Origin of the sequence: Nocardia sp. NPDC052316 (genome assembly GCF_044547795.1) — a bacterium.
GTDB lineage: Bacteria > Actinomycetota > Actinomycetes > Mycobacteriales > Mycobacteriaceae > Nocardia.
This window is the reverse complement of the sequence record NZ_JBIUBB010000007.1, coordinates 152,055-164,704: the sequence shown is the minus strand read 5'-3', so window position 1 is coordinate 164,704 and position 12,650 is coordinate 152,055. Positions and strand designations below refer to the sequence as shown.

General features: G+C 65.9%; 12 protein-coding genes. 6 read left to right on the top strand and 6 right to left on the bottom strand.

The genetic code is table 11. The annotated features are described in order from the left end of the window. Nucleotides 1–350: 350 nt before the first annotated feature. Both ACIHA7_RS32375 and ACIHA7_RS32370 read left to right on the top strand, forming a co-directional pair. On the top strand, nucleotides 351–1,406 hold the full coding sequence (locus ACIHA7_RS32375) for a nuclear transport factor 2 family protein (protein WP_397294819.1): 1,056 nt from the start codon (nucleotides 351–353) through the stop codon (nucleotides 1,404–1,406). Between the two features lie 41 nt (nucleotides 1,407–1,447). Further along, nucleotides 1,448–2,092 carry a DJ-1/PfpI family protein gene (locus ACIHA7_RS32370; protein ID WP_397294818.1) on the top strand — a complete coding sequence of 215 codons (645 nt, stop codon included), beginning with the start codon at nucleotides 1,448–1,450 and terminating at the stop codon, nucleotides 2,090–2,092. A gap of 43 nt (nucleotides 2,093–2,135) precedes the next feature. Here the strand turns inward: ACIHA7_RS32370 and ACIHA7_RS32365 are convergent, their stop codons facing one another. From ACIHA7_RS32365 to ACIHA7_RS32345, 5 genes are all read right to left on the bottom strand, one after another. Continuing rightward, nucleotides 2,136–2,774: a carbonic anhydrase gene (locus tag ACIHA7_RS32365; RefSeq protein WP_397294816.1), complete on the bottom strand. Its 639-nt coding sequence runs from the start codon at nucleotides 2,772–2,774 to the stop codon at nucleotides 2,136–2,138. 79 nt (nucleotides 2,775–2,853) lie between these two features. Then, a complete protein-coding gene (locus ACIHA7_RS32360) occupies nucleotides 2,854–3,324 on the bottom strand; it encodes a GNAT family N-acetyltransferase (protein ID WP_397294814.1) in 471 nt (156 codons plus the stop codon). A 204-nt stretch (nucleotides 3,325–3,528) separates the two neighbouring features. Continuing rightward, nucleotides 3,529–4,707 carry a Bcr/CflA family efflux MFS transporter gene (locus ACIHA7_RS32355; protein WP_397294812.1) on the bottom strand — a complete coding sequence of 393 codons (1,179 nt, stop codon included), beginning with the start codon at nucleotides 4,705–4,707 and terminating at the stop codon, nucleotides 3,529–3,531. 59 nt (nucleotides 4,708–4,766) lie between these two features. Further along, nucleotides 4,767–5,282, bottom strand: coding sequence for a MarR family winged helix-turn-helix transcriptional regulator (locus ACIHA7_RS32350; protein WP_397294810.1), 516 nt, complete (start codon nucleotides 5,280–5,282; stop codon nucleotides 4,767–4,769). A gap of 156 nt (nucleotides 5,283–5,438) precedes the next feature. Then, nucleotides 5,439–5,810 carry a hypothetical protein gene (locus tag ACIHA7_RS32345; protein ID WP_397294808.1) on the bottom strand — a complete coding sequence of 124 codons (372 nt, stop codon included), beginning with the start codon at nucleotides 5,808–5,810 and terminating at the stop codon, nucleotides 5,439–5,441. 126 nt (nucleotides 5,811–5,936) lie between these two features. Between ACIHA7_RS32345 and ACIHA7_RS32340 the strand changes: the two genes are divergently transcribed. The 4 genes from ACIHA7_RS32340 (at nucleotide 5,937) to ACIHA7_RS32325 (ending at nucleotide 11,168) form a co-directional block, all read left to right on the top strand. Beyond that, a complete protein-coding gene (locus tag ACIHA7_RS32340; protein WP_397294807.1) occupies nucleotides 5,937–6,404 on the top strand; it encodes a helix-turn-helix domain-containing protein in 468 nt (155 codons plus the stop codon). Between the two features lie 135 nt (nucleotides 6,405–6,539). After that, nucleotides 6,540–7,142, top strand: coding sequence for a hypothetical protein (locus ACIHA7_RS32335; protein WP_397294805.1), 603 nt, complete (start codon nucleotides 6,540–6,542; stop codon nucleotides 7,140–7,142). Nucleotides 7,143–7,540: 398 nt separating this feature from the next. Then, complete coding sequence (gene nhaA, locus ACIHA7_RS32330; protein ID WP_397294803.1) at nucleotides 7,541–8,845, top strand: Na+/H+ antiporter NhaA; 1,305 nt, start codon at nucleotides 7,541–7,543, stop codon at nucleotides 8,843–8,845. Nucleotides 8,846–9,074: 229 nt separating this feature from the next. Next, nucleotides 9,075–11,168, top strand: a complete 2,094-nt coding sequence (locus ACIHA7_RS32325; RefSeq protein WP_397294801.1) for an acyltransferase family protein — start codon at nucleotides 9,075–9,077, stop codon at nucleotides 11,166–11,168. A gap of 10 nt (nucleotides 11,169–11,178) precedes the next feature. On the opposite strand, the gene ACIHA7_RS32320 is transcribed toward ACIHA7_RS32325, so the two are convergent. After that, on the bottom strand, nucleotides 11,179–12,423 hold the full coding sequence (locus tag ACIHA7_RS32320) for a cation:proton antiporter (RefSeq protein ID WP_397294799.1): 1,245 nt from the start codon (nucleotides 12,421–12,423) through the stop codon (nucleotides 11,179–11,181). Between the last annotated feature and the right edge of the window lie 227 nt (nucleotides 12,424–12,650).

Sequence of the window (12,650 nt, the reverse complement as noted above, 5' to 3'; positions counted from 1 at the left end):
CCGCAAGGGAATTGGGGCCATGACGCTGCAATGATCTGCTACGCGCTCCTGCACATCGTGTCCAACAGCTTCTGAATACCACCGGACTGTCCATCGACCGCATCGCTGCGGAAGGCGGTTTCGGCGCCGCGACCACTCTGGCTATCACTGCGCACGGCTGCCAGGGACATCGGCACGGGCCTGAGGCGACAGTCTCGAGCATCGTCAGCCACCGCGGCCGGACCCGGACGCCGGGGTAGTTCCTCAGTCCACGCTGTATGGCCAGAATTGTGGGTTATGTGGCTATCCAGCCACTGGGCAGCAGCTTTCAGCGACCGGAGACTGAGTGGGCACCGTCGAAAGGACTCTCAATGACCGTTCAGCACGCCGATCCGACCCAGTTCGGATTGCCCACCTCCGAACTCGCCGTCGCTGCCGATGAGTTGGTCGCCCGGGTATCACCGCCGATGGTCTACAACCATTGCGTGCGCAGTTACCTTTTCGCCCGCGAGGTAGCAGCCGCGGAGGGCATGCGCGCCGACGTGGACTACGACGCGGAACTGCTCTATCTCGGCAGCGTGCTGCACGACCTCGGAGCAACCGAGCACGCCAACGGCAGTCAGCGTTTCGAGGTCGACGGCGCCGACGCGGCCGCGGAATTCCTGCGCAGCTGGGGGATAGCCGAGGCCAGGGTGCAGACGGTGTGGAACGCAGTGGCGCTGCACACCGTTGACGGCATCGCTCACCGCTTCGGTCCGGTCGAGGCGTTGGTGCAGCGTGGAACCGGGGTCGATATCGTCGGCCGCGACCGAGATCTGTTGCCTGCCGGGTTCGCCGATCGCGTACATGCGGTGTGGCCGCGCTACGACCTCGGATACACATTCGGTGAGATGCTGGCCAGGCAGGTGCGGGACAATCCGGCCAAGGGCAGCCCGTTGACGTTTCCCGGACAGGTTTGTCAGCTGTACTACCCGACCCATGGAACCGTGACATGGTTCGACATCGTCGACGGCGCGGGCTGGAACGACCGTCCGGTGCCCGGTGTTTCCGGCAGTGTCGGGGCGGCTACCCCTGACGAACTCGCGCCGCTGTTCGCACAATTCTTCAACTCCGGCGACCTGGAGAGGTTGATGTCGCTGTACGAACCCGCGGCAGTGCTGTTCGCCGGTCCGGGTGAGCGGCGATCCGGTACCGCGGCGATCCGGGCGTCGCTGGAAGCAATGATCGTCTCGGGGGCGAAGATCGAGCTGCGCTCCCGCCGGATCCATGTCGCCGGCGAACTCGCGCTGATCGCCAACGATGCCACCGTGTCCGGCGTGGGTGGTCCGGTCCGGTCCGCGTCCACCGAGATCGCCCGCCGTGGCAGGGACGGATCCTGGCGATATGTGCTGGACGATCCGTACTTCTCGGTAGGCACCGAAAACTGAGTTGAAGTTGCCTGAACCCACTGCGCCACAGGAGAATTGAGATGACCACCTACGGACTACTGATCTTCGACGAGGTCGAGGAGCTGGACTTCGCAGGCCCCTGGGAGGTTTTCACCGCCTCGTCGCGCCTGCGTGGCGACGTAGACAAGGCCGTACTGATAGCGGAGACGACGGATGCCGTTCGTTGCGCCAAGGGCATGCGCGTGCTGCCGGATCACTCCGTGACCGAACACCCGGCGTTGGACGTTTTACTGGTGCCTGGCGGATACGGGGCCCGCGTGATCCAGCCGCACAATGCGGTGATCACCGAGTGGATAGCCGGCACCGCCGCGACCGCCGCCTGGACGGTCGGTGTCTGCACCGGCGCGTTCCTGCTGCACGCCGCAGGGGTGGCGCGCGGACGCCGGGTGGCCACCCACCGGAACTACGAGGACGACCTCGAGCGGCTCGGCGAGGTCACCGTCGTGCGCGACGCCCGCTACGTCGTAGCGGGCAATCTCGTCACCAGCCAAGGGGTTTCGGCCGGTATCGACAGCGCCCTGTGGCTGGTCGGCGCGCTGCACGGCCGCGACCATGCCCGCGCTGTCCGCCGCGTCCTCCAATACGACCCCGCACCGCCCTACCTTGCCGACGAACCACTGATCGACCCCGCCGGGAGTCGGGACCCGCTAAATCATTGCCAGTGATGCGCGGGGCCGTTGGCGGTGGGCGTGGCCCGGCATGACGGGGTCAGGAGACAAGACCGAGGGTCGCCTCGCCGATGTCGCCGACTACACCGCGCAACTGCGCGCGGCCCTCGGCCAGTTTGTAAGTGACACCGGCGATCGCACACTTACCGGCCGAGACGCGTTCGGAGATGATCGTCGACCGCTGCATCAGCAATCGGCCGGTTTCCACGACGTGGCGGGCTTCGAGTTCATCGATGCCGGTGAGCCCCTCGCGCCGACCCATCAGGACCGACGGGGTGACTCGCTCGACCACACTGCGAATGAACCCGCCGGGGACATCGCCGCCATCGAGCGCATCGATGGTCGCCCGCACGGCACCGCAGCTGTCATGGCCGAGCACCACGATCAGCGGCACACCCAGCACCTCGACGCCGTACTCGATGGAGCCGAGGACCGAGGAGTCGACGACGTGGCCGGCGGTGCGGACGACGAACATGTCACCGAGGCCTTGGTCGAAGATGATTTCCGCGGCCACTCGGGAATCGCCGCAGCCGAATACGATAGCCGAAGGCTGTTGCCCGGCGACGAGCCTGGCCCGGTCGGCCGCACCCTGGCAGGGATGCTGCAGTGTGCCGTTGACGAATCGGTCGTTGCCCTCACGCAGGGCCTTCCATGCACTGATGGGGGAGTTTCGAGGCATATGTCCGATTTACCATATTTCCGTCCGACGGAAGAAAACCCGAGCCTGCTGAGCTCTGTGGCTGGCCCGCTGCGCCCGTTCACCGATCCGAGGGATCGGCCAGCATCAGCTTGAAACCCGCGTGACTGGCCTCGAATCCGAGCTTGCCGTAGAAACGATGCGCGTCCACCCGACTACCGTGCGAGGTCAATTGCACCAGGGCGCAACCGCGTTCGCGCGCCCGCCGGACGCACTCCTCGATCAGCCGTGATCCCAGACCGAGGCCACGCATCGCCCGATCCACCCGCACCGCCTCGATCTGCGCCCGTACCGCGCCCTTGCGAGCCAGTCCGGGCAAGAAGCTCAGTTGCGCCGTTCCCACCACGGCACCGCGGTGTTCGGCAACCAGTAACTCCTGTCGCGGATCGTCTTCGATCTCGGCAAAGGCCGCGCGGTACAGGTTCAGGTCGTCTGCGGACTCGCGGGTGCTGCCAAGTGTGTCATCGGCGAGCATCGTCACCATCGCGGAAAGGTCATCGATCGTCGCGGACCGGAAGATGATCTCGTCCATGCACCAATTCGATCATGAGACGCGCGATGGGACATGACGCTGCCGCAGAATCAGAATGTTCCACCTCGACTCGATCACCTGGCTGCGCGTCGACCGCTGGTCACGCGGGCGGGTCACGCTCGGGGGAGTCGTTGTGGTTGAGTCTCAGTGGACGCGGGCTCCGTTGCGGCTGTTCAGTGGCCTATCTCTCCCGGTCGGATAGCTTCACACGGTCGGGCCACGGCGATGAACGGCGGTGTCGATCGCGGCAATGGTGGCCAGGGCCAAGAGGATGGTCATGATGGCTGCCATGGGTGTGGCGCTGTGGGTGCTGAACAAACCCACCAGCGGGGAGGCCGCCGCACCGAATAAGAATTGCCCGCCGCCGAGTAGGGCGGACGTCGCACCGGGGGCGGCGCGGCCGCGTTGCTGCGCCACGGTGACCACGGCGGGGAAGAATACGCCGAACGCGGTGAGCGAGAACAGAAGACACAGCCAGGTGACGGCTAGCGAGCTAGCGGCTGTGACAGTGAGGAGCGTCAGCAGCGCCGCGCCCGTCAGTGCTGACGCAGACGCAAGAATGAGAAGGGCCTCTGCCGACCACCGGTTCACCAGATATCCGAAACTGAGGCTGCCCGCCATGTTGCCGACCGCGTTGACTCCGTAGACCAGGCTCGCGGCCGCTGGTGTGAGGCGATAGATGTCTTGGAAGACAAAGGTGGTGCCGGCGATATAGGTGAATACGGCTGCGCCACCGAACGATAGCGTCAGCACCGGCCCCACGACTGCTCGACGGGTGGCCAGCCCTGCGATAGCGCGCAGTCCTGCGGCGACGCCACCGGACAGCCGCGCTCGAGGTGGATGTGATTCCGGGACCCATCGCCACACGCCCAGGACCAGCACGCCGCCGAGCAGGGCGAGAACCACGAAGACTGCCCGCCACGGAAATACCAGCAGCAACGCGCCACCCGCGAGGGGCGCGAGCACGGGCGCCGCGGCGGTGATCGCACCCAGCCGGGAAAACATCAGCGCCAGATCTTGATCGGCGAACAAGTCCGCGACTACGGCGCGGGCAACGACGATCCCGGCAGCGCCGCTGAGCCCCTGCCCGAAGCGGGCCGCATCCAGAACCGCGATCGTGGGCGCGACCGCACATGCCAGCGAGAGAACAGTGAACAACGCTGTGCCCCACAGCAAAACACCGCGGCGACCGACCGCGTCGCTGACCGGCCCCAGAATGAGCTGGCCGACAATGATTCCGGCCAGGAACCCGGTGAGCGACATCTGCGCGCCGGATGCATCGGAACTCAGCGACGCAGCCAGATCCGGCAAGCCCGGCACATACATGTCGGTGGCCAACGGCGCGGCGCCACTGAGGCCGGCCAGTACCGCGAGCAGCCGCACGCGCTGCCCGCCCGGCATCGGCGCCGCGCGGCCGACCCTGGTGGCCGCGGGGGGAGTTGTCACAGCGGGGGAGCCGCGCCGTCGCCACGCCGGGCACTCCGGGGCGGTCCCGCTGTGTCGGTTCCGCTCACCTCGGCTTCGGCCAGCTCGCGCAGCAGGTCGGCGGCGATGGCGAGCACGCCGCGTTCGGCGTCGGTCATCGTGTGGCGCAGCGCGGCAGCCAGCCAGCGATTGCCGTCCCGGACATGCTCACGCAACGCTGCCCGCCCTGCCTCGGTAATGGCGATGTCCTGCTGGCGGGCGTCGGTGTCGTTGCGGGAGCGGCGAATCCGGCCGTGGTCGTGCAGCTCGTTGATCACCCTGGTGAGTGACTGGGGCTGTAATCCTTCGATCGCCGCCAGCTCCGATGCCGTCAACGGGCCGCTGTGCGTGAGGTTCGCGAGCACCGAGGCGGCCAGGCGGGTCAGCGTCCTGTCGCTACCCGGCTGTTCAGCGCGCAATCGTGAAGACAGCCGCGAGACCCCCCACCGCAGTGACTCGGCCAAACCCAGATCGTCCGCCACATCACCAACCATGAAATCAAGCTAACACTTCATATCTGACTCGTTCAACCCGGAAAAAGCGTCGATTTACAACGCATATGCTTCATATTGCACTGGTCTCTGGGACCACCATCCCCCGACGCCACCCGCCCTGGTCGACAGGCCGGGTCCGGGGCTGCGTTGTGCCGGTCATGGAACAGAGGCGAGTGCGTCGACGAGTTGATCGACCTGCGGTGTGCTGACCAAGATGACGTCATAGCCGAGCTCCTCAGCGGTCGCCTTGTCGAGTGCCAACCGAAGGGCGGGAACCGATCGGCGCACGCTCACGAACAACGCCGTGCGCGTCCCGATGCCCCAGCGTCCGATCTTCGCAACTCCGGTGACCAGCAAGCCGGCGCGGCCGCCCGGTGTCGCGGAACAGCTTGTCGGCCGGTCGACACGCCGGGCGTCGAGTATCCCGCTGAGCGGTATGACCAGGCGCCTGCGCTGAGCGGCGAAAATGCGTTCCCACCACCGCAGCTCGATACGTACCGCGTCGCGATCCACATACACTGCAGCCACTTTTCCTCCAGCAAACTTAGAATGATCCCAGCAACAGTATTATTACCACTTTTGGGAGTAATGGCAATGGCCTCGTCTCGACCCTCGCTAGCTGAGTTGCTGCACCAACCGGTGCGGTGGCGGATCGTGCAAGCACTGATCGGGCGCACACTTACCACCGCCGAGCTGGCCGAACACCTGCCCGACGTGGCCGCGACGACGTTGTATCGCCATGTCGGTGTCCTGGCGGACGCGGGCGTGCTCACTGTCGTTGCCGAGCGCCGAATCCGCGGCACGGTCGAGCGCACGTACGCGATCGGCCCTGGTGCCAGCGACGAAGGCCGCGAAGGCGTCGATCCCGACCAGCTACGAACGATGTTCACCGTGTTCGTCGCGGGCTTGGCCGGCGACCTGGACCGCTACCTGTCCCGCGATGAGATCGCACCAGAGCGCGACGGCATCGCGTTCCGCCAATCCGCGCTGTGGCTCTCCGACGAAGAACTCACGGAATTCATGGGGGCACTGGGTCAGCTGCTCGGCCGATTCGCCGCCAACGAACCCGCGGATGGACGGACCAGACGCATCGTATCCACTGTTTTGATGCCGGACGGATGAGTCTCGAACGGTACCGTTTGCGATCGAAGACGTACGCGGATAGCTGCCGAGCTGCACGTCTCGTGTTCACCATGTCCGCGCTGGGGAGAGCCTGAGAACCCTACTGCACGACCGCTTTCCGCATACGCTGCTGGCGTGTATCTGCAGCAGCCACCACCGATGGTGATCGACTTGGCTCAAGGCGTCGCGAAGAAGTCCGCAGCCGCGATTGTTGTTTCCACTGCGCTCGGCTCGGTCGGGGTCTGGTCCGGGCTGACCGGGCAGGTCGCCGGTGGCGACGGCGTAGCGGCCGCTGCCGTAGTGATCGGTGGCGTATTGCTGCTCATCGCGTTGGCCGGAGTTCTCCTGTGGAAGGTGATCACCCGCCCTCGTTCGTTGGTGATCGAACCGGCTGGCGTGCGTTGGATCGATCCGCATGGCGGCTCATGGGAAGTCGCCTGGCCGGAGCTGGCGGCGGTCGCGGTGTCGCGCACGGTGAACCGAAATCCGCGGAAGCTTGTTCCTTCGGCGATGGTGCGGCTCGACCTGTTCCCCGCCGATCAGGGGTTCCGGCAGCGGCACCCCGAGATGGAACCACTGTGGGAGTTCCATCGAGTTCGCGACGGCTACCGGCTGCCGTTCGGAGACATCCCCGATTCACACGCCCTGGTTCCGCGACTCGATGAAGGGCTGCGCAGATTCGCGGGCCCCCGCTATCGGGGCGTGTGCGACGAAGGATTCACCGTCGGGCTCTTCTGAGTCACGGTGCCCGTTGGCGCCCGCATCGCTGTAACCCTTGGGCTCGAGCAAGGGCTGTCGAATTTGCTTCGGCGGGTCCCTTTACGGCATCTTTACGATAGGAGTGCCGGGAAGTCTGGTCGGCAACCCGGCCCGGAGCGGGTCGGGCCGGTCCAGTGATGGGTGCGTATCCTGTATTTCCGCGTCGCTTCCGCCGCTTCGGCGTTTTCGAGTCTGCTGGCATCGTGTGCCGGGGCTGACACTTCGGCTCGGGTGTTCGCGTGCTCGGAGCAGGCGAGTTCGACTTCTGCAGTGCCCCGGTCGCAGAGCTACGGCAGCACTGTCTGTGCTCGCAGGTCGCAGCATGGGCTCGTGTATTACCTACTGCCGCAGGCGAATTCGGGGGAGTGTGGCATCCGGTGAGCTCTTCCGAGCCTCGGCTGCAACTGTTCGGTCCCGGTACGTGGCCGGAAACTCGACGCATCGCCGCGGTCCTGCGGAAGGAAACCGTCGGTGGTGTCCTGCTGATCAGCGCGGCTGCTCTCGGCTTGTTGTGGGCGAACACGCCGTGGTCGAGCGCGTATGAAGCGGTGCGTGACTACCGGATCGGCCCGGCGAGTCTGCACCTGGACCTCTCGCTCGGCACGTGGGCCGCCGATGGATTGCTGGCGATCTTCTTTTTCGTCGTCGGATTGGAGCTCAAACGAGAATTTGTCGCAGGCGATCTACGGGATCCGCGCCGGGCCGCACTGCCGGTAGTGGCTGCGGTCGGCGGAATGCTCGGCCCGGCCGCCATTTTCATCGGGTTCAACCTTGACTCCGGTGATGGAGCCCTCAACGGGTGGGCCATACCCACGGCGACTGATATCGCGTTCGCCCTGGCGGTGCTGGCCGTTGTCAGCTCGCATCTGCCCACAGCGCTGCGTACCTTCCTGCTGACCCTCGCCGTGGTCGACGACCTGCTCGCGGTGACGGTGATCGCGATCTTCTACACCGAACGTCTCGACCTCGGCTACCTCGCGCTGGCGGGCGTGCCGTTGGTGGTGTTCGCGGTGGCGGTGCGCAAGCGGATCAGCTCACCGTGGCTCCTTGTTCCGTTGGCGGTGCTCACCTGGGGACTGATCCACCAGTCCGGCGTCCACTCCACCGTCGCAGGCGTGTTGCTCGGATTCACTGTCCCGGTGGCCGCAGCCAAAGGCGCCGGACCGGCAATCGCTGATCACGGGTCGGCAGAGCGTTTCGAACACCGGATTCGCCCATTATCCGCGGGATTCGCGGTGCCGGTGTTCGCTTTCTTCGCCGCGGGAGTGACCATCGGTGGTGTGTCGGGGCTGGTCGATTCCCTCGGCGACCGAGTGACAGTGGGTATCGTGGTCGGGTTGGTGTGCGGCAAAGCCCTCGGTATCACCGGAACCACCTTTCTCACCGCGAAACTGACTCGCGCGCAACTGGATGCGGACCTGAACTGGGTCGACGTGGCCGGGGTCGCGCTGCTCGGTGGCATCGGCTTCACGGTGTCACTGCTCATCGGTGAGCTCGCCTTCAGTGCGGACCCGGTGCGTGGTGACCACGCGCGAATCGGAGTGCTGCTGGGCACCTTCACCGCCGTGCTGCTGGCCACCGTGGTGCTGCGGTTCCGCAACCGGGCTTACCGCGTCATCGCTGAACACGAAGCCCGCGACGAGGACGGCGATGGAATCCCTGACAGGTATCGAGAGCCTTGAACATCCTCGGCGCCAGGGCAACCGATCCACGACATGCGGTGCTGGGTGTTGCTGCCGGTTTGATTCGACAATGCCCGCTGCGGCATGGTTTGCGGGCGGAGTGCCGGGAGGTCTGGTCGGCAACCCGGCTCGGTCGGCGGGTCGGTCATAGCGATGGTGGGAGTCGGACGGTGCTCACGCTGAGGTCGGCGGCGGCGAAGCCGGTGGACGGTGTAAAAGGTGGCGGCGCATGATGACTTGGGTCCACGGCGCTGTGCGCCTGCGGTCGGCGTCGAACGATTCCAGCCGTGTGGGGGACCGGCACGCGGCGGCGGCCGACCCCCGCTATCGGCACGACCTCGACGGTCTGCGTGGTCTGGCGATAGCGCTGGTCGTGGTGTTCCACGTGTGGATGGGCCGGGTCTCCGGCGGGGTGGACGTGTTTCTGGTCCTGTCGGGGTTCTTCTTCACCGCAATGTTGTTGCGCCGCATCGAGACCACGGATGCGATCGGTCTCGGATACACCGTGCGCCGGACCTTGCGCAGGTTGTTGCCCGCGCTGTGTCTCGTCCTCGCCGCGGTGCTGGTTGCCACGGTGCTGGCCCAGCCCTACACGCGCTGGGCCGACATCTCGGCCCAGACGCTCGCTTCGGCGTTGTACTACCAGAACTGGTATTTGGCAGGGGCCGAGCTGGACTATCTGGCACCGGATCCCTCGGTCAGCCCGCTGCAACATCTGTGGTCAATGGCGGTACAGGGGCAGTTCTATCTGCTGATGCTGCTGGTGGTCGGGAGCTGGTCGTGGACGCTGCGACATCGTGGGCGGTTGCTGGTCTGGCTGGCTGGGCTCGGCGTGGCCTCGTTTTGGTATGCGGCGTCGGGGTCGGCGCAACATCAGGCGTGGACGTATTACGACAGCGGCGCCCGTGCCTGGGAATTGCTCGTCGGTGCGGTATTGGCCGTTGCCGCGCCATGGGTTCGGCTTCCGAAGCCGGTGCGCGCGATACTGGCGGTGGCCGGTGTGGTGATGGTGATCTCCTGTGGGCTGCTCATCGATGGTGCCACGGAGTTCCCCGGCCCTGCCGCGCTGTATCCGGTTCTCGGCGCGGCCGCGCTGATCGTGTCGGGTATGAATACCGGCAACGCACCGTACCCGTGGGTCAACCGTTTGCTGGCGATCCCGTTGCTCGTGCAACTAGGCGCATTGGCCTACTCGCTGTATCTGTGGCATTGGCCGGTGCTGATTTTCTACCTGGCCGAATACGGCGAGAGTAGTCCTGGCATCGAGGGCGGGCTTTTCGTCATCGCCGTCTCGCTCGCCCTGGCGGTGGCGACGCAGCGGCTGATCGAGACACCATTGCGGTTGCGCCCTAGCGCTACCCGCTCCGGTATGGCCGGGCGTTACCAGCGTGGAGTCGGTGTCGCGGTGTCGGTACTGGGCATCGGTGTGCTGGCCGCCGCGCTCAGCTGGCAAGGGGTAGTCAAAGTGAATCCCGCCCACCCGCCGTCTGAGCTGGCCGTTTCTCGATATCCCGGTGCGGCAGCGCTTTTCGAGGAGGCAGCCGTCGCGCCGGAGCCGATGCGGCCGACTGTGTTCGAAGGTCCGCGCGACGCGCCTGCCCCGACTTTCGACGGCTGCATCACCCCGAACCGGGAAGTCCGGGTCTGCACCTACGGTGACGTGAACGCCGCCCGCACCATCGCCTTGGTCGGCGGTTCACACTCCGAACACTGGTTGCCGGCCTTGGAAGTCCTCGCGCGCGAGCACGAGTTCCGCATCGTGACCTATCTGAAGGAGGGGTGTCCGCTCACCCTGGCTGATGAGCCCTCCTATGCCGTGGCGCCGTTCCCCGAATGCCACGAATGGTCCATCGAGGTCCTGGATTCGCTCGCCGAACACCGCCCGGAATGGATCTTCACCACCGGCACGCGGCCACGCTGGGACGACGGCGACCACGTGCCACCGGAATTCATCGATATCTGGACCGCACTGGGCGACCGCGGACTCAACGTCCTCGCGATCCGCGATGTGCCCTGGCTGCGTCGTGGCGAGGTGCACTACCGTGCCGTGGACTGCCTGGCGCACCGGGGGAGCTCCTTCAGTTGCGGGATGGACCGAGCGGCCGCGCTCGATCCGGAGAACCCCGCCGATCTGCCGGCCTCGCGGTATCCCAACGTCTTTCCGCTGGACCTGTCCGACGCCATCTGCCGTCCCGACCGTTGTCTTGTCGTCGAGGGGAACGTGTTGATCTACCGCGACGAGCACCATCTCACCGCCAGCTACGCTCGTTCCCTGGCACCCGAACTCGGCCGCCGGATCGGTGAGATCACCCAATGGTGGTGAAGCGGCCGTGCTAGGGCATGTCGTGGCGTGCCTCGGGCGCGTGATCGACGTCGTCGGCGGCGAGCTTGGGGTCCGGGGCGCCGGTCGGTAGGTTGTCGGGCGGCTCTACCCGTAGTGCTTTCGCGACCGGGACGTCGGTGGAGGAGTGCAGGACGATGGACAGGGCGATGGTGACCGCGACGAGATCGAAAACGTTTTCGCTGCTGGGGATTCCGGACTGTAGTACCAACAAGCCGTAGACCACCGAGGCGAAGCCCTTGGGGCCGAACCAGGCGGCGGTGGCTCGCTCGACGGTGGTGAGTGGGGTGCGCATCAGCGACAACATCATTGCGGCCGGGCGGACCAGCGCGATGGCGAGGACTGCGACAACCCAAGCGCCGACGCCGAGGTGGCCCAGTCGCTCAGGTGTAATCAGTGCGCCGAAGACCAGCAGTGCGGCGAATTTCGTTATCTCGGAGAGCAGTTCGCCGAACGGCTCGTACTGCTCGGCTGCGACCTTGTCGAGTGTCGCCAGGGTCGACCCGGCCGCGAACGCCGCCAGATACGGGTTGGCGTGCGTGAGATGGCAAGCACCATAGAGGGCGACGGCGATGGCCAGCGGACCCAACGCCTGCAGGCGTGGTTCGATGGTGAGAATCCTTGTGCGCCAAGCCAGTACCACCAGTGCGGGCAACGCGATCCCGAACACCAGGCCCAACACCAGTTCCCATGCGATGGAGCCGATCCCGGAGTCCTTGTGCTGCGCGGTCGCCAGGAAGATCAGCACGAAGGGCAGTGCGAGTCCGTCGTTGAGCCCGGACTCCACATTGAGCAGTCGGCGCAACCGAAGCGGAATGTCGCTGCGCCCGACGATCGCCGCGGCGAACACCGGGTCGGTAGGGGAGAGGATCGCGCCCACCAGAAGGGCTGTCGGCCAATCCAATCCGGCCAGGAAGTGGGCCGGGATCGCGATCAACACCATGGTGATCGGCATGGCGATACCCAGCGCGCGCCCGGAAAGTTGCCAACCGTCGCGCAACGCGCGCACATTGGCTCGCTGCCCGTCGGTGAAAAGCACCGTGAACAACGCGATGTCGGCGAGCACTACCACCAGCGGGTCCGACGGCGAAATGTCGACCAGGCCGAGCCCACCGTCGCCGATCAGCGCACCCGCCACGAGAAACAACAGCGCGGTCGACAACACCGTGCGTGCCGCTACCCCCGAAAGAGACACGCTCACCAGCAAAACCACACCGAACGCAAGCACCAACGCCATCGTCCCCACCCGTCCACAAGTCGAGCACGATCCGCCACGTCAGACCATGCTGCCGACCAGACTTCCCGGCGCACCACCCGTAAAGATGCCGTAAAGCTGCCACCGAGGCAAACTCTGGCAGACGGCGGGCGCCCTGATCGACCATCCGAGCGGGAGCGAACCAACGCTCGGCGACGCGCTACTTCAGCAGTTCGCCGGAAGCGCAGGCTGATGATTGCCGCAAGCTC